23 protein-coding genes and 2 tRNA genes (1 of these 25 running past the window's edge) are annotated in these 21867 nt (G+C 35.8%); 9 read left to right on the top strand and 16 right to left on the bottom strand.

What is annotated here, in order from left to right:
* Positions 1-98 precede the first annotated feature (98 nt).
* On the top strand, positions 99-1457 hold the full coding sequence (locus B9J78_00250; GenBank protein MBA2123370.1) for an aminodeoxychorismate synthase, component I: 1359 nt from the start codon (positions 99-101) through the stop codon (positions 1455-1457).
* Positions 1454-2302 (top strand): hypothetical protein, encoded by an 849-nt coding sequence (locus tag B9J78_00245; GenBank protein ID MBA2123369.1) that lies wholly within the window; start codon positions 1454-1456, stop codon positions 2300-2302. Before B9J78_00250 ends, B9J78_00245 begins: the two co-directional genes overlap by 4 nt.
* A gap of 228 nt (positions 2303-2530) precedes the next feature.
* Here B9J78_00245 and B9J78_00240 read toward each other — a convergent pair whose 3' ends face one another.
* The 9 genes from B9J78_00240 to B9J78_00200 form a co-directional block, all read right to left on the bottom strand.
* The gene (locus tag B9J78_00240) at positions 2531-4210 is read right to left on the bottom strand and encodes a hypothetical protein (GenBank protein MBA2123368.1); all 1680 of its coding nucleotides are present in this window, start codon (positions 4208-4210) and stop codon (positions 2531-2533) included.
* A gap of 10 nt (positions 4211-4220) precedes the next feature.
* Positions 4221-4311, bottom strand: a tRNA-Ser gene (locus B9J78_00235).
* Between the two features lie 87 nt (positions 4312-4398).
* The gene (locus B9J78_00230; GenBank protein ID MBA2123367.1) at positions 4399-5319 is read right to left on the bottom strand and encodes a hypothetical protein; all 921 of its coding nucleotides are present in this window, start codon (positions 5317-5319) and stop codon (positions 4399-4401) included.
* Positions 5300-6031 carry a prolipoprotein diacylglyceryl transferase gene (locus tag B9J78_00225; protein MBA2123366.1) on the bottom strand — a complete coding sequence of 244 codons (732 nt, stop codon included), beginning with the start codon at positions 6029-6031 and terminating at the stop codon, positions 5300-5302. Before B9J78_00225 ends, B9J78_00230 begins: the two co-directional genes overlap by 20 nt.
* Entirely contained in the window at positions 6028-6498 is a 471-nt protein-coding gene (locus B9J78_00220) for a signal peptidase II (GenBank protein MBA2123365.1), read from the bottom strand. Before B9J78_00220 ends, B9J78_00225 begins: the two co-directional genes overlap by 4 nt.
* Before the next feature lie 3 nt (positions 6499-6501).
* Positions 6502-6954 (bottom strand): hypothetical protein, encoded by a 453-nt coding sequence (locus B9J78_00215; GenBank protein MBA2123364.1) that lies wholly within the window; start codon positions 6952-6954, stop codon positions 6502-6504.
* On the bottom strand, positions 6896-9706 hold the full coding sequence (locus B9J78_00210; GenBank protein ID MBA2123363.1) for an isoleucine--tRNA ligase: 2811 nt from the start codon (positions 9704-9706) through the stop codon (positions 6896-6898). Before B9J78_00210 ends, B9J78_00215 begins: the two co-directional genes overlap by 59 nt.
* A gap of 10 nt (positions 9707-9716) precedes the next feature.
* Entirely contained in the window at positions 9717-10529 is an 813-nt protein-coding gene (locus tag B9J78_00205; GenBank protein ID MBA2123362.1) for a pyrroline-5-carboxylate reductase, read from the bottom strand.
* Positions 10530-10546: 17 nt separating this feature from the next.
* Entirely contained in the window at positions 10547-11230 is a 684-nt protein-coding gene (locus B9J78_00200; protein MBA2123361.1) for a YggS family pyridoxal phosphate enzyme, read from the bottom strand.
* Between the two features lie 837 nt (positions 11231-12067).
* Here B9J78_00200 and B9J78_00195 point away from each other — a divergent pair.
* From B9J78_00195 to B9J78_00165, 7 genes are all read left to right on the top strand, one after another.
* Positions 12068-12763 (top strand): hypothetical protein, encoded by a 696-nt coding sequence (locus B9J78_00195; GenBank protein ID MBA2123360.1) that lies wholly within the window; start codon positions 12068-12070, stop codon positions 12761-12763.
* Between the two features lie 8 nt (positions 12764-12771).
* Complete coding sequence (locus tag B9J78_00190; GenBank protein ID MBA2123359.1) at positions 12772-13368, top strand: hypothetical protein; 597 nt, start codon at positions 12772-12774, stop codon at positions 13366-13368.
* Between the two features lie 113 nt (positions 13369-13481).
* On the top strand, positions 13482-13748 hold the full coding sequence (locus B9J78_00185; protein MBA2123358.1) for a small basic protein: 267 nt from the start codon (positions 13482-13484) through the stop codon (positions 13746-13748).
* A complete protein-coding gene (locus B9J78_00180) occupies positions 13745-14743 on the top strand; it encodes a hypothetical protein (protein MBA2123357.1) in 999 nt (332 codons plus the stop codon). Before B9J78_00185 ends, B9J78_00180 begins: the two co-directional genes overlap by 4 nt.
* Complete coding sequence (locus B9J78_00175) at positions 14740-15351, top strand: hypothetical protein (GenBank protein ID MBA2123356.1); 612 nt, start codon at positions 14740-14742, stop codon at positions 15349-15351. The genes B9J78_00180 and B9J78_00175 overlap by 4 nt, the downstream gene beginning before the upstream one ends.
* Before the next feature lie 72 nt (positions 15352-15423).
* Positions 15424-15499: transfer RNA gene (locus B9J78_00170), tRNA-Phe, on the top strand.
* Positions 15481-15801 (top strand): 30S ribosomal protein S20, encoded by a 321-nt coding sequence (locus B9J78_00165; GenBank protein MBA2123355.1) that lies wholly within the window; start codon positions 15481-15483, stop codon positions 15799-15801. Before B9J78_00170 ends, B9J78_00165 begins: the two co-directional genes overlap by 19 nt.
* Here B9J78_00165 and B9J78_00160 read toward each other — a convergent pair.
* From B9J78_00160 to B9J78_00130, 7 genes are all read right to left on the bottom strand, one after another.
* Positions 15798-16733: a DNA polymerase III subunit delta gene (locus tag B9J78_00160; GenBank protein MBA2123354.1), complete on the bottom strand. Its 936-nt coding sequence runs from the start codon at positions 16731-16733 to the stop codon at positions 15798-15800. The genes B9J78_00165 and B9J78_00160 overlap by 4 nt on opposite strands.
* Positions 16734-16857: 124 nt before the next feature.
* Entirely contained in the window at positions 16858-18045 is a 1188-nt protein-coding gene (locus tag B9J78_00155; GenBank protein ID MBA2123353.1) for a hypothetical protein, read from the bottom strand.
* A 75-nt stretch (positions 18046-18120) separates the two neighbouring features.
* Positions 18121-18372, bottom strand: coding sequence for a hypothetical protein (locus B9J78_00150; GenBank protein ID MBA2123352.1), 252 nt, complete (start codon positions 18370-18372; stop codon positions 18121-18123).
* Positions 18373-18414: 42 nt separating this feature from the next.
* Positions 18415-18951 carry a hypothetical protein gene (locus tag B9J78_00145; protein ID MBA2123351.1) on the bottom strand — a complete coding sequence of 179 codons (537 nt, stop codon included), beginning with the start codon at positions 18949-18951 and terminating at the stop codon, positions 18415-18417.
* A gap of 1 nt (position 18952) precedes the next feature.
* The gene (locus B9J78_00140; GenBank protein ID MBA2123350.1) at positions 18953-19948 is read right to left on the bottom strand and encodes a hypothetical protein; all 996 of its coding nucleotides are present in this window, start codon (positions 19946-19948) and stop codon (positions 18953-18955) included.
* Positions 19938-20588 carry a dTMP kinase gene (locus tag B9J78_00135; protein ID MBA2123349.1) on the bottom strand — a complete coding sequence of 217 codons (651 nt, stop codon included), beginning with the start codon at positions 20586-20588 and terminating at the stop codon, positions 19938-19940. The genes B9J78_00140 and B9J78_00135 overlap by 11 nt, the downstream gene beginning before the upstream one ends.
* A 45-nt stretch (positions 20589-20633) precedes the next feature.
* Positions 20634-21867 carry the 3' portion of a tRNA uridine-5-carboxymethylaminomethyl(34) synthesis GTPase MnmE gene (locus tag B9J78_00130; protein MBA2123348.1) on the bottom strand. It continues 152 nt past the right edge of the window, so the window shows 1234 of its 1386 coding nt (coding positions 153-1386); the start codon falls outside the window, past its right edge — the gene reads right to left on this strand; its stop codon occupies positions 20634-20636.

Raw genomic sequence — 21867 nt, 5'->3', positions numbered from 1 at the left:
AAAAACCAAAACCCGTATTATTATCTTACCTTAAACTTTTAATTTTGACAAGTATTTTGTATTGCCTTGCAGGATGTTATTTAATAAAATATACCCGAATGATAAAGTACCTCAAGTATATTCCACCTGAATATGTTGCACAAAAACTAAAGACAATGGATGGATTTTTATGGCTTGATAGCAGCCTTTCTTGTTCATACGGCAGACTTTCATTTATTGCAGTTGAGCCGTTCTTGAAATTTACCTGCAAAAAAACAAGGGTAGAAATAAGAGAAAAAAAACATTTTAAAGTATTTGATGGAGAGCCACTTGAAACTTTAAGAAATTTATTAAAAAAATATAAGGCAAAGTATAAGGGTATCCCATTTTATGGAGGAGCAGCAGGTTTCTTGTCTTATGATCTGTGCCATCAGATTGAAAACCTGCCCGATATTTCAAAAGATGATATGGAAATACCTGACATCTATCTTGGTTTTTATGATATTGTTCTTGGATGGGATAATCTTAAAAAAAAGTTCTGGATTGTAAATGCCGGATTTTCACAACACAGTGAAGAACAATTTAAACGAATAATAGATGTAGTTATAAAACAAGAAAAACCATTTTTTAAAAAAACAATGGCAACTGGTAAAAAAACAAAAAATTTAATATCCTGTTTTACAAAAACGGACTATATAAAAAGTATAGAAAAATTAAAAGAATACATATATGCAGGAGATGTGTATCAGGTGAATCTCTCGCAAAGGCTGCATTGCAAAACGGATAAAGAACCATTTGAGATTTATAGTATATTGAGAAATGTAAACTCAGCCCCTTACAGCGCATATATTGAACACCTTGATTTTCAAGTGTTAAGTTCGTCCCCAGAGTGTTTTCTTATATATAATCCTGAAACAAGGATTCTGCAAACAAGACCTATAAAAGGGACCCTGCCAAGGGGGAAAAACGAAAAACAAGACAAAATGCTTGCAAAAAAACTTACCCGGAGCGCCAAAGACAGGGCGGAGCATATAATGATAGTTGATCTTGAAAGAAACGACCTTGGAAGGGTTTGTGAAAACAAAAGTGTAAGGGTTAAAAAAAATATGGAAGTTGAAAAGTATGCAAAGGTATGGCATCTTGTATCCACAGTCCAGGGAAAGGTGAAAAAAAACTGTGACAGGATAGATATATTAAAAGCAACATTTCCCGGAGGCTCTATAACAGGTGCACCAAAGATAAGATCCATGCAGATTATTGAAGAGATGGAACCTTTTAAAAGGGGTATATATACCGGTTCCATAGGCTATTTGGGTTTTTCAGGGGATATGGAACTTTCCATTGCAATAAGAACAATGATTACAAAGAATAACAAAATATACTTTTCTGTAGGTGGGGGAATTGTTGCAGACTCAAAACCATATTTGGAATATAAAGAGACATTTTATAAAGCAGAGGCGATGATAAAGGCAATATGAAAAATAAAACAATTTACTGGATTAACAACAGAATAGTTGAAGAAGCGCATATTCCTGTATCTGACAGAGGACTTTTGTATGGGCAGGGCGTATTTACAACAATCCGTGTATATAACAATTACCCTTTTATGTTAGATAGACATATCAAACGTTTAAAACAAGGATGCTCTTTTTTAAAAATAAAGATTCCGTCTATTAGAAAAATAAAATATGGAATAAAAAAACTTATTCAGTATTATAACATCAGCAGTATGAGAATTAGAATAACAATTACCGCCGGAAATAAGTATCCTTCACCTCATTCAAAAGGTCCTTTTGAAGGAAGAACTGTTTTATCCTGCTCTGGACTTGGTCCTACAGGTCCTGTTTCCCTTTTTACATCTTCATTTAAAAGAAATCCATCAGACCCGCTAAGCGGTATAAAATCATTAAATTACCTTCCTTCTATACTTTCAAAAATAGAGGCGATTGAAAACAAAAAAGACGAAGGGCTTCTACTTGATACAGAAGGGTATGTATCAGAAACAAGTTTTGCAAATATATTCTGGATAAAAAACAAAACCCTTTTTACCCCCTCAGAAGAATGTGGCATATTAAGCGGCATAACAAGACTGATTGTAATCAATATCGGAAAAAATATGGGGTTAAAGATAAAAACTGGAAGGTTTAAGAAAAAGGCTCTGCTAAATTCATCTTCTGCATTTATAACAAACTCTGTAAGAGAAATTACACAGGTTTTATCATTAGACAATCAAACAATCGGCTGTAAAGCGGAGACCAAATACATAAGAGGTATAAAAGATGGGTACAAAAAATTAGTTACCTCTGCCTCAGAACCTGTATAACCACGCATTATTCACATAAAGATAGAAAATTGTATGAACAGATGTCCTCTTTCCGTTCATAATATAGATAAAAAGATGGTGTAAACTCAGTAAACCCCATATTACTTTTTCAAAAGACCATTTTATTTTAACTCTTCTTTTTTAAACCGTCAAACAATTTTCCTTGACATATTTACTAAAATTCATCTTTACTCTTTATAGGATGTCTTTATACAGAGTTCTAAAAGGTCAATTTTCATATGGAACAGGCTGAATCTTGCCAGTCCTTGCTGACTTCTCAGCCAATTCTAATACAGCAATTACTCTGCGGGCAGATTCAGCCGTTACGCTCAACGCTTCCCCTGTTAAAAGATGGTCGGCAATGTTAATATAGTAATTGTCATAGCAACTTTCCATAAAAGAAGTCTTTAATTCTTCCCGGTAACCATTGACAAATGTAACCACATTAACCTCGTCCTCGTTTTGATTAATAGTTAAGGCTCCTTTTGTCCCTAAGATGCGCCACTTTGGCTTGCCAATAGCGGCAATAGTAGATATCTGGAATTCAGCATAACGACCTGCTTCAAAACGGATAATCGCTCCCCCCTGATCCTCACTGGTAACATCATACCAGAGCCTTTTATGGAAGATACCATAGACAGTCTCCATCTTTCCGGGCATTAAATTGAGAATCCAGTCAACAAAATGCGCTCCCCAGTCATAGATTATCCCTCCAGAGATAGGCTTTTCCGATCGCCACCAGTATCCAGGATGAGCATAATTTCCAATATAGGCCTCTATATGGAAGATTTCGCCAATAAGACCATCATCAATAACCCTTTTAATGGATAAGAAATCTCCATCCCAGCGTCGGTTATGAAAGACGGAAAGCATTATCCCTTTCTCTTTTGCTGCTTCAATCATAGTAGTGCATTCTTTTACAGTAATAGCAAATGGCTTCTCGCAGATTACATTTTTTCCGGCATCGATCAGAGATAAAGCTATCTTACTATGCGTATTATGCGGCGTTACCACTACCCCCAAATCAATAATCTCAGCCGAAAGCATCTTTTTTATTTCGGCATATGTTTTAACCTCGGGGTGATTTTTACTGGCAATCTCCAACCTTTTCTTATCTATTTCACAGATAGCGGTAAGACTGAGCCCAGGAGTTTTAGAGATTGAATCGGCATGGTACTTGCCCATATCACAGGCGCCCCCGTAACCAACAACTCCACAACGCACCTTTCTTCTTTCCTTTTGATTGGTTGTCCAGCGACCAGCGCGAAAGATGAACTTCTGAAAAAAGGGATTTTTAAAAGCTCTTTCATCATGACCCAAAGCAGTATAGAAAACTTTCCCTTTTCCATAGTTGCGAATATAGGCTAAAGGATGAGTTTTAAACTGCCAGATACCTTCCGCTAACACCTCAAAGTCTGATGTTTTTTCCTCCAGGATATAGAACTCATCGATGACTTTAAAATTGGAAATTCTACGGGTGATATCATGCTCGGAATGAGAGATTCTTACTAAAAATTCAGTTACTGGGCCATGCCCAATAAAATGACTGCCGAGCATCTCCAGATATGCTTTATTTTTTACCCAGGAGTCCGAAGCGCAGTGGATGCCAATAAGTCCGCCTCCCTTCCTGACAAAACCGCAGAGACTCTCTTCTTGCGCTGAGGTGAGTTCTCCACCCTGGGTATAGACGATAACTAGATCATAATCTTTTAAATCCTTAAACCTATTTCTATCATCTGTCAAAACAGGCTCACATATCTTTGTTTTTTTTAGAAAATCTTCTAAGATTTTCCCGCAGGAATCAAAGGGATGAAATTCCCCGCCTAACATAATTAATGCTTTCATATCTTCGCCTATCCTTTCATTTTGTTGGATTTTATTCAAAAAAACACCGCCAATTTTTGGCATTGCCAAAAACTGGCGGAGAGGCAGGGATTTGAACCCTGGAGCCGATTTTATCGGCTACACGCTCTCCAGGCGTGCCCGTTCAGCCGCTCCGGCACCTCTCCACCCACAACACGAAGAAATGTCAAACATCAAAAATTAAAAAATCTTAATTTTTAAATTTTCTACACAGTATCCCTGACATCTAATTATTATAGAGACTCCCACATTTTTTTCATATCATCAGGCAGGTGTGATTCTATTTTTAAGTATTTATTTGTTACCGGATGATGAAAACCTATTATCCTGGCATGTAGCGCCTGTCTGTCAAATCCTTGTTTTTTTCCATATACCGGATCGCCGACTATTGGATGTCTTGCATATGCAAGATGAATCCTTATCTGATGCGTCCTTCCAGTTATCGGAAAAACATCAAGAAGTGTGGCATCCTTTTTTCTTTCTATAACCTTGTAGTTTGTTATTGCATCTCTTCCTTTATCATGCTGAATGCAAAACTTTTTTCTATCTTTTGGATGTCTTGCAAGTGATGCGGCAATGGTTCCCTGTTGCTGTTTAACCCTTCCGCTTACAATTGCAACATAAGACTTAAAAACCTCTCTTTTTTTAAATTGTTCAGAAATCTTATAATGTACATTTTCATCCTTTGCAACAATTATAAGTCCTGATGTATCTTTATCAAGTCTGTGTACAATACCGGGCCTAAACTCCCCCCCGAGTTTTGAGAGTTTTTTTACCCTGCCGAGAAGTGCATGGACAAGTGTCCCCTCATAATGCCCGGGTGCAGGATGTATAACCATACCTGCTGGTTTGTTGACTACAAGGAGATGCTCATCTTCATAAACAATGTCTAGGGGGATATCCTGGGATTTGACAAATTCCGTTACTTTTGTTTTTTGAGGAGATACCTCTACCTTATCGTTTTCTTTTACCCTGTAGTTGCAGGGTTCTTTCTTTTCATTAACAAGCACTAAACCGTCTTTTATCCACCTCTGAACACAGGAACGAGAAACGTCAGGAAGCATCAAGCAAATAAATCTATCCAGCCTGATTCTGTCTTCTTTTATACCAATTTTTACAAAAAACAAATGTTTTTTATCCTCGTTGTGTTCCATGCCTGTAGAGCATTATACCTGTAAATGATACTATGATAAAAATACTTATAATCTGGAACAGACCTGAAACTCCTTCAGGGTGGTCGCCTCTTAAAAATTCCATAAAAAATCTTATGATTGCATAAAAAATAATACATAAAAGAAATACATCTCCTCTGATTTTTGCCTTAAATGCTTTTCTAAATCCATAAATAACAAAGAAAAGAAAGACAAGAAGCAACGCCTCATAAATCTGAACAGGGTGTACTTTATACAGGATGTCCGGATATTTTACCGCCCAGAGAACCTGTGTTTCTTTCCCATAACAACACCCATTTAAAAAACAGCCGAGTCTTCCAGATGCCATGCCAAGAGGAAGACCCATTGCAACATCATCTAAAATTTGCCAGAAGTTTAATTTTCTTATTTTACAAAATATAAAACCCAAGATAAGGCCACCCGCAATACCTCCGTAAAGGACAAGCCCTCCTTTATGTATTGCAAAAACTTCAAGCGGACTTTGAATATAATATGCAATATTAAGAAACACATAAAAAAGTCTTGCTCCAATTATTCCTCCTATTACAGTCCATATTGAAAGGGAATTTACTATTGAGGGACTTACTCTTGAGAATTTTTTTATGACAGCCATAGCGAGGAAGATACCTATAGCCAAAAAAAGACCATAACTATATACTGCAAAAGGTCCTATATGAAAAAGTATCTGTCTCATAACTTTTTTCCTCTTAAACTATCTATTACAAGACCCACGGCGCCGAAGGTAATACAGATATCGGCAATATTAAATACCTGAAACACGGACAAAGGAAAAAATGGAAAGTGCATAAAATCTATAACAAACCTAAAAAATATTCTGTCCCAGGTATTTCCCATAATGCCACCCAACAGTACGCCTGTGGAAATTTTTGAGAAAAGATTTTTAAAACTTCCCACACAAACAAGGTAAAAGAAAAAAACCAATACAAGTATTCCAAGAACACCAAGAGCAATGGTATTTTCTTCAAGAATTCCAAATGCGGCCCCGGTATTTTTTACAATCATCAACTCTATAAAACCAAAATAAAAAACTTTTTCCCCAAGAGTTTTTAAAACTATATATTTTGTTATCCTGTCTACAAAAAATGAGACACCCATGCTTATAAGAAGGGCATTGTTTTGTTTGTTATAAATTTTATTCATATTTTAAACTTTTTGTCTTTTTTCTTTTTTACCCTGACATTTAATACACAGAGATGTGAACGGAACTGCAAGAAGTCTTTCTTGTGAAATTTTACTACTGCAACTTTCACAGGTACCATATGTGCCATTTTCTATACTGTTAAGCGCCTCATTGATGGCATAAAGAATATCCTGGTCCATACTTACTCTGTTTAGTGCAAAGTCCCTATCATATGTATCTGATGCCATATCTGCCATATGCGTAGGATACCCTGATACTTCACCAGATGACTCCCGTGGAGTTTCTTGTCTTGTTGTATTTTCAAAGTCATTCATTTTTGCTGTGTGTTGCTCTTTAATCTTAAGAAGTATTTTCTTATACTTTTCCATCTGCTTTTTTGTCATTGTTTTATTCCTCCTAAAATGTGCAAGATACCACTCTTGCGCATCTTTTACAAAGAGATGGGTGTTTTTCATTTTTACTGACACTTATATCAAACATCCAGCATCTTTGACACTTTTTGCCTTCAGCCTTTTTTATAGATATTCCTACGCTTCCGTCTATCTGCTTTCCATCTAAACCGGATATTCCACAGACAGGTATCTTCTGATGTCCTTCTTCTTGGACTAACCTTACGGATGATGTGATAAAAACAGTAGGTAACAACGGCAGCCACTCTTCAATCAAAATCTTTAAAGGGTTTTTATCATCGCAGGAAAATAAAATCTCTAATTCTAATGATTCGTGTACGATACCATCTGTTCTTGCAATTTCAATATGTTTTAATACCTCCTTTTTAAGTTTTAAGATGCCTTCCCAGTACTTGATAATCTTTTCATCCTCGTATTCTTTTAGTTCATCAAACCTGCACAGGTGAACACTTTCTTCTTTCCTCCCAGAGATGTACATCCACACCTCATCGGCTGTAAACGGAATTATCGGTGCAACCGCTTTTGTCAATGCTTTAAGTACAAGATACATCGCAGTCTGCCCCGACCTTCTTTCAATGCTATTCTTTTCTGATGCATACATTCTGTCTTTTAAAACATCAAGATAGAAAGAACTCAACTCTATTGTGCAAAAATTGTGCAACAGGTATATAACCTTATAAAACGAAAATTCCCCATAAGAAGATAGAACAGACTTTAGAATTTTATTCAAACAGGCAAGTATCCATCTGTCCATTAAAACCATCTGTTCTTTCTGAATAAAATCTTTTTCCGGGTCAAAATCATAAATATTTCCCAGAAGAAACCTGCAGGTATTCCTTATTTTTCTATATGTATCAACCTGTGTCAGAAGGTTTTTCTGTGACATTCTCATATCCGATGTATAATCAACAGATACAAACCAAAGTCTTAAAACATCAGAACCGTATTTTGCAACTATCTCCTGCGGGGCTATAACATTCCCCAATAGTTTTGACATTTTTCTGCCGGCCTCATCAAGTATAAGCCCATGTGTAAGAACAGATTTATATGGTGCCCTGTCTTTTAGTGCCATACTTATGATAAGAGATATCTGGAACCACCCTCTATGCTGGTCCACTGCTTCAAGATACAAATCAGAAGGATTTGGAAGCGCCGGATTTTTATCAAGAACCGCAACACTGCTCATCCCAGAATCAACCCACACATCAAGTATATCAGTCTGTTTTTGAAATTTATCACAACCACACCGAGGGCATTTTATTCCCTTTGCGACCTTTTCTTCAATTCCTTCTTTAAACCATACCTCAAGTTTCTCCTGTCTTACAAGTTCTGAAAGATTCTTCACCACCTCCCCCGAAAGAAGCACAAACCTGCAAGAAGAACAAGAAAGTGCAGGGATGGGCACGCCCCATGCCCTCTGCCTTGATATGCACCAGTCCGGACTTGAACCTATTGTATCTTTAAACTTATCTTCTGCCCATTGGGGTATCCATCTGATACCGGGGATCTGTTTCTGCATTCTGCTTTTTAAACTATTCACCTCAAGACTTAGAAACCACTGCTGTGTTGCACGGAATATAACTGGTTTTTTACATCTCCAGCAATGAGGATATGAGTGAACTATTTTTTGGGAATAAACAAGATTTTCTTGCTCTTTTATTTTTAATATTATCTTTTCATCTGCATCAAATACATACAGGGATAAAAATTCCCCCGTATCTATGGTGAACCTTCCCCTTTCATCAACAGGAGTAAAAACAGGCAGGCCATATTTTGATGCGACAGAAAAATCTTCAAAACCATGTCCGGGTGCGATGTGAACACAACCTGTTCCCTGTTTCAATGTGACAAAATCTGCACAAACAATCTTTGATTCTCTTTCAAGAAAAGGAGGCTTGCATATTAAGCCTTCAAGTTTTTTGCCTTTAATTTTTTTTACAACATTTCCTTTTTGAGACCCACTTTTTGTCAGTACATCTTCAAGCAGAGCCTCTGCAAGAATCCAAACCTCTATGTCTTTTTCAACCAAGACATATTCAAAATCAGGATGCACGGCAACCGCAACATTCCCAAGAAGTGTCCAGGGCATCGTTGTCCATACAAGAATAAAAGTCTCTGCCTTCTTTTCGCCCTCAATATCACTGAGAACAGGAAATTTCATACAAACAGAGGGCGATTCTATATCCTCATACTCAACCTCTGCATTAGCAAGTGCAGTCTGACAATGCCCGCACCAGAATACGGGCTTTAACCCGTTATATATATATCCTTCTTGGACAAGCCTTCCGAATGCCTCAAGGATTGTTGCCTCATAATCAGAACTCATCGTAAGATATGGATTTTCCCAGTCTGCTGATACACCGAGCCTCTTAAATTGTTCTCTCTGTATATCTACATATTTTGCCGCATACTCCCTGCAAAGTTTTCTTAAAAGAACCTTATCCTTTATTTTTTCTGAACTTTCTGAGTTTTTTATAACATTATATTCTATGGGCATACCGTGACAGTCCCATCCCGGGATAAATGGTGAATCCTTGCCCTCCATTGTCTTAAACCTTACAACAATATCTTTCAATACTTTATTTAGACCTGTTCCTAAATGAACATCACCATTAGCATATGGAGGACCGTCATGCAAAACATATTTTTCACAACCGCCCCGGGCTGTTCTTATCTTTGAATATAATCCGATAGACTCCCATCTTTTTAATATTTCAGGTTCTTTCTTGGGAAGTTCTGCTTTCATCGGAAAATCTGTCTTTGGTAGGTTCAATGTATTGCGATAATTGGTTTCCATTTCTCAACTTCTATCTTGCTAATTGTTTACTTCTGTTGTATGCGGCTGATACTGCCTTTTTTATTATATTTTTAAGTTTATTTTTTTCAAAAATATCTATTGCCGATTCAGTAGTTCCGCCTTTTGATGCTACTTTTTGCCTCAACACTTCAGGATTTTCACCTGTTTTTTCAAGAAGAATACTTGAGCCTTTGATGGTTTGAATGACAATTGCTCTTGCAACGCCATCAGAAAATCCAAATTCCTTTGCACATTCTATCATTGCCTCACATACATAGAAAAAATATGCGGGACCGCTACCTGATATAGAAGTTACAGCATCTATCATTTGTTCTTCTACCTGTTCAACCTTGCCCACACAAAGAAATATCTTTTTTGCAATATTCAAATCTTTTACCCTTGCAAATCTGCCTGCACAGATACAGCTTATTCCCTGTCCTACAAGTGCAGGTATATTGGGCATTACACGAATAACAGGGGCTCTTTTTTTTAAAATATTTTCAATAAAAGATGTTTGTATCCCTGCTGCAATTGAAATAAAAACCTTTTTTTTAATCTCTGTACAAACATCTTCAACGGCCTTTCTTAAAACCTGCGGTTTAACTGCAAGAATAATCACATCAGATTCTTTTACAACCAGGTTATTATCTTTTGTTGTTTTTATCTTAAAATTTTTCTTTGCTACCTTTATCTTCTCATCAAAATTATCACTTGCAATTATATCAGAAGCAGATATTGCTTTTTTAAGAAGCAATCCAGAGATAATTGCACATGCCATATTCCCACAGCCAAGAAAACCAATCTTTTTACCTATCTTATCCATCTTTCTTTTTAAGATTATTACCTGTTGGTAGTTCTGTCAAATATCGCTGACCCGAGCCTTACAAATGTAGCACCCTCTTCTACTGCAACCCCATAATCCTGTGTCATTCCCATGGACAGTTCATGAATGTTTTCAGAAACATCTTTTTTTATTCTATCTCTTATTTGTCTGAGAGTCAGGAAATATTTTCTTGCATCTTCCGGATTTTCGGCATAAGGCGCAATAGTCATAAGTCCTATTATGTTTATATTCTTAAAAGCAATACACTGTCTGATAAAATCTTCTGCCTCTTCCGGTTTTATTCCTGATTTTGTTTTTTCCCCTGATACATTTACCTGTACAAACGCTTTTATAAACCTGTTCTTCTGTTCTAAATATCTTTGCAATTTATTGGCAAGATAAATACTATCAAGCGAGTGTATATAATCAAAGAACTCCACCGCATGTTTTACCTTATTTGTCTGAAGATGCCCTACCAGGTGCCACTGTACAACGCTGCCAATTGTGTTAAACTTCTCTCTTGCATCTTTAACACTGCTTTCACCTATATCTTTGATTCCCGATGCAGCAGCCTCTTTAATCTGTGAGACATCTGCATACTTTGTAACACACACAATCTTTATCTGCTCGCATCTTCTTCCAATTGCAGTGCAAGCCTTTTGTATTTGAAACTCTACAATTCTAATATTGTCTGCTATCATTTTAGAATATAGTAGGCTATCACATCAGACCATTGGTGTCAAGGGCTGATTACTTAATTTATATAAATAAATTAACCAAAAACCAGAAAAAACCTGACCTTCAATGTCGCATATGCATCTTAACTTTTTCATCAGGAATCAATTCCCGTTGTCTGTCCTTCATATTCTGTCGTCTGTTTTTTTACAATATACGATATACGGGATACAAACTACGGGTTTTACGGAGTGGAAAATATTGTGGCCTTGGATGAACAACTAAAATTTTTTTTCTATCCTTGCTGCCTTAAAATTAATACCTATATTGAACGCTATAATAGAACAGTTCAAGAAGAGTTTATTAAATAATTACTTAGATATTATTTACAACAAGCCACTTTTTTTAATAAACATCTTACTGATTATTTGATATTCTATAACACTGTAAGACCTTATAAAACACTTGGTCTTAAAAACCTTATAGAGTATTTTATTAAAAGTACTAACCCTGTTAGGAGTAAAAAACCTCTAAACAGAGTTAATATGTCGCATATGTGTATAACTTATACACTGCCTTGACAAATCTATACTACATATGTATAATGTAAACAATCAGTCAACATGTGTTGCCTGAAGGCACAAAGGCACAGAGTAGCAAAGGCACAAAACATGAGAAAAGAATCTAAAAGGACAGTCCACTTTGTGCCTGTGTGCCTCTGTGCCTAAAATATGAACGGTGTTTAGTGAATATTTACGATGGTTTAATAGGTGCGCAATGTTGTTGATTGAATATTTACGAATAAGTGATCATTTATTGGGCCACATAAAAAAGTATATAGAAAAAATTTTCAGGAGGGCGAAATGATTAAAAAAATTATTTATTTTATATTAGGTGTTTTTATATTCCTAATAATTATATTTTCAGGTATATTTTTTTATCTAAATAAATATCCGATAAGATCCGAATATATTGCAAGACAATTATCAAAAATTGTAAGCGAGAAAACTGGCGCAACATTAAATATCGGTAGTACTCAAATATATGTATTCCGCCAGATACATCTTAATAATGTAGAACTAAAAACAAAAAACGGAACAGTTATAGCTGTAGACAATGCCTTTTTAAATTATTCCTTCTTACCGCTTGCCCAAAAAAGATTGATAGGTGATATTCTGTTGCAAAATGTAAGTATTATGACAAAACAGCAAACTATGTGGACAATGGCGGGGATAAACATCAGAACAATAGGATTTGAAAATATAACATCAGATGTACTTTTAGATGAAACAAAACTATTACTATCCGATATAAAGACAGAGGCAAGTATACTGAACATATATGGAAATCTTTCCTTAAAACAAGAACCGATGACAAAAACTTCTTTAATAAATGCAAAATTTGATATAATATTTTATCCACAAAAAATAAAAGATAACTCTGTGCCTACTATCTTTAAACAGATTTTTTCAGGTTCTCAAACAGAATCTATCAAATTTTTATTTGAAATAAGCGGTGATATACAAAAACCAAAGGTAAGTTTTACACCTGTTATTTAGAGGATAAAATGTGGAACAAAGGATCTTACAGGCAAAAAGACCTGTTTGTAAATGAAGGACACCTGTACAAAAAAAAGAACTGCGGGCTTTCATCTGTTCCACGAATGAGAAACCTGCTTGTTATTTCAGTATTTGTTATAATAGGTACGATATGCTCTTTTGGCGCCGGTTTCTTTTATGGAACGCATAGATACAGAATAGATGCAAATATTGAAAAAAACAGAATACAACAACCCGATAAGCCACAACGGGTATCTTTAGCAAAATACATCCGGAAAGAAAAAGATATTAGAAAAGAAGATGCCAGGATTGCCGTTTTACCTCCTAAGAGAGAAGACAAAAAATTAGAAACATTGCCGCCAAAAGAACGGAAAAAAACAGTCTTTACGGTCCAGCTTGTAACATATAAATCACAAAATAGGGCGTTGCAAAAAATATCAAAACTAAAAAAGAAAGGACTAGACCCTCTTTTAATAAAAGATGGTAAATTTTTCATAATATGTGCAGGTAAATATGATAGTTGGAGAAGCGCAAAAAACAGATTACCATACTATCGTAAATTACATAACGATAGTTTTGTCAGAAAACTAAAAAGGGGTCGTTGACCCCGTTAGAAATAAATTTCTAAACAGATAAAATCTTTACCCCCAGAAACCTTGCATTTTCTGTATCTAACGGGGTGAACCCCGAAATCTTGCTACCTAAATGAGGAGGAAAAATGTCAATACATAGAAGTCTTCGTTCAATAGACAAACTTGCAAAACAAAGAAGTGTTCTTAAAAGATTTGAAAGGTTAAAAAAACTAATGGCAGATGACAAGTGGAAACAGGGACAATCTGTCTTTGGACTTCCCAAAATAAAGGTAACAACCTTTAAGATGAAGAAGGGTGCAAAACAGGAAAAACCTAAAGAAGCCGCAAGCACAACAGTCCCGGTTGCTCCTGAAAAAACAACACAGACAAAAATAAAAAAAGAAGAGAAATGAAAAAATCAATTCTATTGTTACTTCTGTTGTTGATACCCTTTTCTTTATACTCGGAAGAATTTCCGTTCATCGGCAAACTAAATGCTGACAGAGTCAACCTGCGTTCAGGACCAGATATAAATACGCCTGTTATTAGAACATTAGAGGTGGGGAAATTATTTATTGTAAAGGGTAAAACCGCCAACTGGTTTTGTGTTAACATACCTGATGATATACCATTATATATCTATAAAAAACTTACAGATATTCAAGAAAATGTTGCAAAGACTAAAAAAGATAATATAAATGTAAGAACAGGTCCAAGCACACGTTCGCCTGTTGTCGGAAATGCAAAAAAAGGCGATACCTTCCAAATAATAAGCATTGGTGAAGAATGGCTCAAGGTAAAGCCCACAGACGCATTTTCAGGATATATATTTGGAGACTATATTACATATGAGATGGATATAGAAACCTACCGCAAACAGATGCAGATAAAAAAAGAAGCACAGGCGTTGCTTGAGCAAACAGAAAAGATTTATGATAAAGAATCTAAAAAAGATATACAGCAGATGAACATTGAAGATTTGGTGGACAGATATAAAAATCTTTTATCCGACAAATATCCAGATGGTGTGTGGAAACAGAAGGCTAGAAAGAGGCTTTTTGAATTAAAATTAAAATCGGCACGAAAAGAATACATAGAAGCAAAAACCAAACTTGAAGAAAAAATACTGGAATTGTCGGGCACTAAAAAGGAAAAAATACCTCCTCCCATTGCAACAGGAGTAATAGATGACCTTGGTATGATATTCAGAAGACCGGGCACACACAAACTTATAGATGAAAAAGGGCAGATACAATACTTCTTAAAAAGCAATAATTTAAATCTTAATAGATACACACATATACCTGTTGCATTATGGGGGGAAATTAAAGAGGCACAGGGATGGAAAACACAGGTTATTGTGGTTGAAAATATAAGAGCGCTTAGGGAATTGCAGAAGAACAAATGAATATTACAGATTTTATATTTTTATTTGCAGTTGTGGTAATATCAGTAGTATTTCATGAATATGCGCATGGATTTGTCGCAAACAAACTCGGCGATCCTACTGCCCGCATGGCCGGTAGACTTACACTAAATCCACTTGCACACATAGACCCATTTGGAACAGTACTTCTGCCAATCCTGCTGTGGGTGGCGGGTTCCCCTCTTCTGGGGTTTGCAAAACCTGTTCCTGTGAACCCATATCTTCTTGCCAATCCCAAAAAAGCAATGCTTCTTATTGGTCTTGCAGGCCCTTTGACAAATCTTATCATCGCAACAATAAGTGCATTTGTATATCATATAATATCAGGAGCAGGAATTTCTGGCTTGCCATTGATATTTCGGTACATAAGTCGTATAAATATCGCACTTGCGGTTTTTAATCTTATTCCTATACCACCTGTTGATGGAAGTAGAATCGTATCGGGACTTCTTCCACATAATATTGCAGAATATTATGACAGAATTGAGCCTTATGGAATATTCATATTGTTTGCCGCAATGTTTCTTGGCATATTAGATTGGTTTGTTTGGCCAATCTCTGGTTTTATTTTAGACACTCTTGGGTTTTAAAAAAAATTTAACTTCAATACTGGAGACTGGTTTTCTTGCCTCGACTGTGTCGGGGGTTTTTGAATCTATTGTGCCGGGATAGCTCAGTAGGTAGAGCGCAGGACTGAAAATCCTGGCGTCCCCAGTTCGATTCTGGGTCCCGGCACCATTGAACTTACGAAAGGAGGTAGAAAATTGGCACATCGTAAATCAGCAGTAAAAGCATTGAGACAGGCAAAAAAAAGGGCGGTCGGAAATAAGAAAATAAAGTCTGAATTGCATACAAGGGTTAAAAAATTTAGAAGTCTTTTAAAAGAAAAAAAACTTGAGGAAGCAAAAAATGCTTTAAGGGTTATTTCATCAAGGTTTGATAAAGCGGCGGTAAAGAAAATTATTCATCAAAATAAGGCATCAAGACACAAATCAAGACTTGCATCTGCATTACATAGAGTTGATGCAACAAGGCCTTAAACGTTGGCCAGAAGCATTTCAAGAGCAACTGTTTCAGGGATTCTGCCTGTTTTTATTCTATAGTCTATATCCTCAACAAGCCTGGCATATTTTTTAATCTTCTGTAATGGTGTTTCTGATATAATATTCTTCCACAGATAATACGCTCCTGGTTTTATTTTAAATTCTTCAAGTTTATCTTCTATATCATTACATTTTTTTTCTAAAAGAATTTTTACAATAAGAGACACCCTTGCATGCCAGGATACTGTTCCCATTATCTTCTTTGGCTCTTCTCCTGAAACAATAAGGTCCGAAAGTACACGGAACGCACCTTTCTTATCATTCAAAAAACACAGGTGGAGCATCTTAAAAACATCCCCTTCAAATGTCTTTTCAGATATTCTTAAAACATCCTCTTTTTTAATATCTTTTCTATCCCCTGCATACAAACACACCCTCTCTATGATTGACAAAACACCTTCAATATTCCCTGATGAAATTTCAATAATTGTCTGCAGAACATTATCATCGACCTGTTTCCCCTCTTTTTTAAACCTTTCTTTTATCCAGTCAAAGAGCAGACGCCCCGTAGGGTTTGAACAATGAACAGTAGCAGATTCTTTTATCTGCCATCCACTTGATTTAATCTTTTTTTGATCTGAAAATTCAAATATAAGAAGTGCCTGTTTTGAAGGATTTATTACATACGATTGTAAAATCCTTCTGTCCTCTGCCTTAATTTTATCCGCATCTTTAATAATAGCAATACGCGCTACACCCAAAAAAGAGGTCTGTCTGCAAAACTCAACAATATGTGAACCTCCTGTATCCTCAGGATAGAATATCATAACATCCAAAGATAAACCTTTAAATCTCTTTGTTTTTATATCCTCAATTGCCTGTTTTTTAAGTGTGTCAGAATTGCCGATAAGAAATAAAACATTACACATTTTTAATTTTCTCCACCTCTAAGACACCATCCACCGTTATTTATTCAAGACAATATCTGTTATAACAATATTCAGGGCTTTTACTGTAATATACCTGTCTGATAAAATTAGAAAGTGGATAGATTTATTTTATTCTTTGTATACTTACTGCTAACCCAAGTATAAACCAGAACAAAACTGCCAGTTGAAGAGAATAAAGATTGGTGTCAAAAAAACTGTGCACAAGAAAGCCAAAGATTGCGCATAATAACCCTAGCAACAACCCCATAGACAGTCCCTGGGGGGAACTTTTCTTAAATACCTTTGTCCCCTCATGCAAAATTGAGCCCACAAACAGAAGAAAACTTAACAGGGCGAATATCCCTGCCTCTGCCCAGATTTGCAAAAAAAAATTATGTGCATAGTAGGGGCTTTCAAGGTTTGTACATTTTGGGAAATGATCCATAAATGTGCCTAATCCCTTACCCAAGAAGGGATTATCTACAATCATTGCCCAGGCATTTTTCCAGATAGAAAATCTCATTGCATCTCCACCCGGCTGGAAGACAGAAATAACTCTTTGTCTTAATGCGGGAATTGACATTAAAATGATAATAAAAATACAAACAGGAAGGAAGGTCCTCTTAATTTTATTACGAAATATTAATAGCATTAAAACCAATCCTACAAAAAACCCTAACCAGGCGCCTCTGGAAAAGGTCAAAATTAAGCATATGCCTAAAAGAGACCCCAAGAAAAACAAAATCCACTTGTATTGCTTTTTAAGTTGAGGAAAAATTGCCAGCGATGTTACCAATAATAAAACAGGCACCAGGTAAGCAGCAAAACTATTTTGGTTTTGAAAAGTAGCGGTTATCTGGCCACCATCCACTAAAACCCGCTGACGCAAAAAATCTACACCCCTAAATTGCTGAACTATCCCAGAAAGACCTATCAAACCACTTACACCTAATAAAATAAATATAGCATTGCGTAAGCGTTTTGAAGTGTTCAAAGTATCTTCTACTATAATAAAGATAAAAATATATTGTAACCATTTAAAAAACAGTGCCCTCAAACTTTTGGTAAAATAGACTTCACTATTAAATAGTGAGAGCGCGCAAAATCCAAAAAATAAAAAGAGAAAAAGATGAGTAAAATTCTTAACAAACCCAAAATCTGGCTTTAAAACCTTCTTAATCAAAAAAGCAAGTAAGGCTAAACTAAAAGATATTTCAATTGCTGATATAGAAATGGGTATAAAAGCAATCATTGCATATAGTAAATATTCTACGCATTTATCTAAGATAATTTCAGCCTTATCTTTTGTCATCGGATACCATTTCTTTCAGATTCTCAACAATTTTATCCTTAAGCCATTATATTCTATAAGTTCTCCAGTTCCTTTTCAGGGCAAGCACAGGCAAGACCCGTAGTCTGTTGCCAAGATACAAATCTCAAAACCGAAAAGATAATCTCCCCTCACCCTCCTTAAAAAAAGGGGAATTCCCTCCTGAATAGACTTGCGAAATATCAATCCTTGCTGCCACTTTTGAGGGGAATCAGCAATCTCTACTTTCAAGGGATAGATTTTTCTGTTTTTTGTTTGAACAGTTATTGTGATTTCAGAAGAAAGGAAACAACCGATAAGACTGAACATTAATAAAAAAAAGACGGTATAAACTTCTTATTTTCAATGTTTTTAAGAATTTTCAAACAATGGACGAACAGACGATGGTAATTGTGTCAAAAGATTAGGATAACATTCTACAATACGCATAATATCTGCAAGGTCTTTTTGCTTTTTGCTTAATCGTCTTTCTTTATCCTGATACGCAAATATTTTTCCCTGTAATACATCCTCTAATTGTGCCACCATCATTTTATACCCGAGTACATTTTTACAAACTGCATTTCGGACAAAGGATTGATATCTTTTATCAGTCTGTATTTGTATTCTTAATTGTGAATCTTGAGTAGTTAAATTTATACTATGCTGAAATATTTCTACCTTTACTCTATGTTTTTTCATTTCCTGACATAGTAATTTTATATTACTGGTAGCCACAATAACGTCAAGGTCAAGGCTTACCACCGGCTCTGCATATGCGTTTACTGCCAATCCTCCTATTATGCAGTATGGAATTTGTTTTTTATGTAGGATATTTAAAAGAACCTCGATGATATCTTTTTTCTGTCTTCCAATTAATCTTACAAAGTCTTTTGCTGTCATATCCATATTAAATAGGTAATTGTGTCAAAAGATTCCCAAGAACAAGGTCGGTATTGACATAAGACTTTATTTTTATCCTTGCAGTCAGAAAACTATTTATAATATTTTGAAGAAAATCTATATTAAATCTTTCAGCCTGTCTTACTATATCGTCTTTATAATCCAAGTATATAAGTTTATTCTTATCCGATGTCAATTTATATACCAATATATCCCTGAACCACATACCTGCCCATTCAAGCCTCTGACAGGTAATCTCTCGGGATTGGTCGGACAAAACATTTATAAACGAAAGACTCGGGTTTTTAAGACCTTCAATAATCTTCAATCTTAATTCCTGCATTTCAGTTTGTGCAAGGCTGACGGCAAGTCCATATCTTCCATCAGACATATGTGCAAGTGTTTCTGCCAGTTCTTTATCTATATACAAATGTTTTTGCAACCTATCCGAAATAAGGGTTTCTGAAATAAAACCAAATCTTATTTTCTGGCATCTTGAAAGTATGGTTCTGGAAAGTCTCTGGGGCAAGGATGTGGTAAGGATGATAAAAGAACCCGCAGGAGGTTCTTCAAGCGTTTTTAAAAATGCATGTGCAGCCTCCTCTTTCATATCATCTGCATCAAGTATAATAAATGCTTTTTTATCAGACTCAAAGGGTTTCAGCTGAACCTTGCGGCTTACCTCTCTTATCTGGTCTATTTTAATTTGCTCTCCCTTCCCCTGTGAATAAACCATCATAACATCCGGATGATTGTTTTTGTCTATCTTTTTACAGGAAATACAATTATCACAAGAATCATCCTCAACCACCCCTGTATTAGGCAAGGAAGCAGATAAAAAATTTTTACAGAATAATGCCTTGATAAAAGTTTTTGCAACAAAACTTTTCCCAACCCCGTCAGGTCCTACAAATACATAAGAAGATGCTACCCTTCCGGAACAGATAGCACCCCTTAATAGTTCACCTGCAAGTCTATGACCAACAATATTTTTAAAAGCCATTGCTTATCTTTTCCCAAATTTTTTCTGCCATATTTTTAATAGGTTGATTACCTGATACAACAAAAAACCTGCTGGGCTCTTTTTCTGCCATAGCAAGATACCCCTGCCTTACCCTGTTATGATATTCTGTATTTCTTTTCTCTATCCTGTCTTTTTCCTGTCTGCCCCCTGACAAGTCAGGGCGGGCACCGGACCTTTTTAAGCCCAACCTTACAGGGACATCAATAAGTATGGTCAAATCAGGGATTATATGAAAATTTGCATTTTTTGAAATCTCTTTTAGCCATTTAATATCAACACCCAACCCATATCCCTGATAAGCAATTGTTGAGTCAAGAAACCTATCGCATATAACAACCTTACCTTTTTTAAGAGAAGGGACAATCTTTTCAAATACAAGTTCAGAGCGTGCCGCAAGACATAAAAGTGCTTCTGTATGTATAGAAATCTTTCTTGTGTTTGAATTAAGAAGTATCTTCCTTAAACTTTCACCAACTTCGGTTGAACCCGGTTCTCTAAAAGCAACAAACGGAACTTTAATTTTTTTTAGTTTTAAAGATATATATTTTATTACTGTGCTTTTCCCGGAGCCTTCAGACCCTTCAAATGTTATAAACACCCTCCCCCCTTTTTTACTGATTTCAAATTTAGAATTCTAAATTTCTGGTTAAGGCTCATCCCTTTTTTATTTTCCTATACAAAAATTTTTAAATATACGGTCAAGAACATCATCTGTTATTCCTTCCCCTTTCAGTTCATTAATCTTTTTTATACAATACCTTAACTGCTCACAAACCAGTTCAATATTCATTCTGTTTTTTATAAGTGTAATGGCCTCCTGTAATATATTTTTCACCTCTTCTATTGCAGACGATTGTCTTATGCTTGCAAGGAAATATTCTCCTTGACTGCTATTTAAGTTTTCTTTTTCCCCCATAAGAATACCTGCAATAGAGGATTCAAGTTCTTCAAGTCCGGTGCCTTCAAGGGCAGACACCTTGATATAAGAGTGCCCATCAATAATACTTGTATTATAAACTTCTTTTTTTTCTATATCAATCTTATTAAACACATATAGGACAGAAGCATTTAGCAGGTGTTTTAATACATGCCTGTCCTCATCATCAATCAAACTGCTTGCATCAAGAACAAAAAGCACAAGGTCTGCGCCCTTGATTTCTGTCTTTGCTCTTGAAATCCCCTCTTTTTCCACTATATTTTCTGTTGCCCCAAGTCCTGCTGTGTCACTTATCCATACAGGAATACCTTTTATATCCGCAATGTCCCTGACGATGTCTCTTGTTGTTCCCGGAACAGGTGTAACAATACATCTGTCCTTTTTTAATATTGCATTTACAAGGCTTGATTTGCCAACATTTCTCTTACCCACAACAACAATATTTGCATGCTCTCTTAAAAATCTTGAACCCGATACCGCTTTCCACAGAGACTCGACTTGTGTTGCGGAACCTTCAAGAAATTTTAATCCCTCACCTATATCAATATCTATTTCCTGCTCTGGAAATTCAATCAGTGCCTCAAAATACGAAGATGCCTCTGCTATTAAATCTTTTAAATGAACAATATATTCGGTAAATTTGCCCTCTAACGACGAAAACGCATACCGGAGTGCTTTATCTGTTTTTGCTCTTATTATCTCTATTACAGATTCAGCCTGGACAAGATCTATTCTCCCATTTAAAAATGCCCTTTTTGTGAACTCCCCAGGCTGTGCAATCCTTGCACCACTTTTAATAACAATCTGCAATACCTCTTTAAGAGGAATAAATCCACCATGACAGTTAAACTCAACAACATCTTCTCTTGTATATGAATGCGGCTTCAACATAATGCTTAATATAACCTCATCAACCTTTCTTTTGTCAACAGGGTCTATAACCCATCCATAATGAAGCGAA

This window comes from bacterium Unc6 (assembly GCA_013626165.1).
Classification (GTDB): Bacteria; Omnitrophota; Gorgyraeia; order Velesiimonadales; family Velesiimonadaceae; genus Velesiimonas; species Velesiimonas alkalicola.
This window is presented reverse-complemented; position numbering and strand designations above follow the sequence as displayed.

Excerpts from the sequence above, each read along its gene's own strand:
- B9J78_00250 (MBA2123370.1), top strand. The coding sequence starts at position 99 with ATGATAAAGTACCTCAAGTATATTCCACCTGAATATGTTGCACAAAAA.
- B9J78_00245 (MBA2123369.1), top strand. The coding sequence starts at position 1,454 with ATGAAAAATAAAACAATTTACTGGATTAACAACAGAATAGTTGAAGAA.
- B9J78_00240 (MBA2123368.1), bottom strand. The coding sequence starts at position 4,210 with ATGCCAAAAATTGGCGGTGTTTTTTTGAATAAAATCCAACAAAATGAA.
- B9J78_00230 (MBA2123367.1), bottom strand. The coding sequence starts at position 5,319 with ATGGAACACAACGAGGATAAAAAACATTTGTTTTTTGTAAAAATTGGT.
- B9J78_00225 (MBA2123366.1), bottom strand. The coding sequence starts at position 6,031 with ATGAGACAGATACTTTTTCATATAGGACCTTTTGCAGTATATAGTTAT.
- B9J78_00220 (MBA2123365.1), bottom strand. The coding sequence starts at position 6,498 with ATGAATAAAATTTATAACAAACAAAACAATGCCCTTCTTATAAGCATG.
- B9J78_00215 (MBA2123364.1), bottom strand. The coding sequence starts at position 6,954 with ATGAAAAACACCCATCTCTTTGTAAAAGATGCGCAAGAGTGGTATCTT.
- B9J78_00210 (MBA2123363.1), bottom strand. The coding sequence starts at position 9,706 with ATGGAAACCAATTATCGCAATACATTGAACCTACCAAAGACAGATTTT.
- B9J78_00205 (MBA2123362.1), bottom strand. The coding sequence starts at position 10,529 with ATGGATAAGATAGGTAAAAAGATTGGTTTTCTTGGCTGTGGGAATATG.
- B9J78_00200 (MBA2123361.1), bottom strand. The coding sequence starts at position 11,230 with ATGATAGCAGACAATATTAGAATTGTAGAGTTTCAAATACAAAAGGCT.
- B9J78_00195 (MBA2123360.1), top strand. The coding sequence starts at position 12,068 with ATGATTAAAAAAATTATTTATTTTATATTAGGTGTTTTTATATTCCTA.
- B9J78_00190 (MBA2123359.1), top strand. The coding sequence starts at position 12,772 with ATGTGGAACAAAGGATCTTACAGGCAAAAAGACCTGTTTGTAAATGAA.
- B9J78_00185 (MBA2123358.1), top strand. The coding sequence starts at position 13,482 with ATGTCAATACATAGAAGTCTTCGTTCAATAGACAAACTTGCAAAACAA.
- B9J78_00180 (MBA2123357.1), top strand. The coding sequence starts at position 13,745 with ATGAAAAAATCAATTCTATTGTTACTTCTGTTGTTGATACCCTTTTCT.
- B9J78_00175 (MBA2123356.1), top strand. The coding sequence starts at position 14,740 with ATGAATATTACAGATTTTATATTTTTATTTGCAGTTGTGGTAATATCA.
- B9J78_00160 (MBA2123354.1), bottom strand. The coding sequence starts at position 16,733 with ATGTGTAATGTTTTATTTCTTATCGGCAATTCTGACACACTTAAAAAA.
- B9J78_00155 (MBA2123353.1), bottom strand. The coding sequence starts at position 18,045 with ATGACAAAAGATAAGGCTGAAATTATCTTAGATAAATGCGTAGAATAT.
- B9J78_00150 (MBA2123352.1), bottom strand. The coding sequence starts at position 18,372 with ATGTTCAGTCTTATCGGTTGTTTCCTTTCTTCTGAAATCACAATAACT.
- B9J78_00145 (MBA2123351.1), bottom strand. The coding sequence starts at position 18,951 with ATGGATATGACAGCAAAAGACTTTGTAAGATTAATTGGAAGACAGAAA.
- B9J78_00140 (MBA2123350.1), bottom strand. The coding sequence starts at position 19,948 with ATGGCTTTTAAAAATATTGTTGGTCATAGACTTGCAGGTGAACTATTA.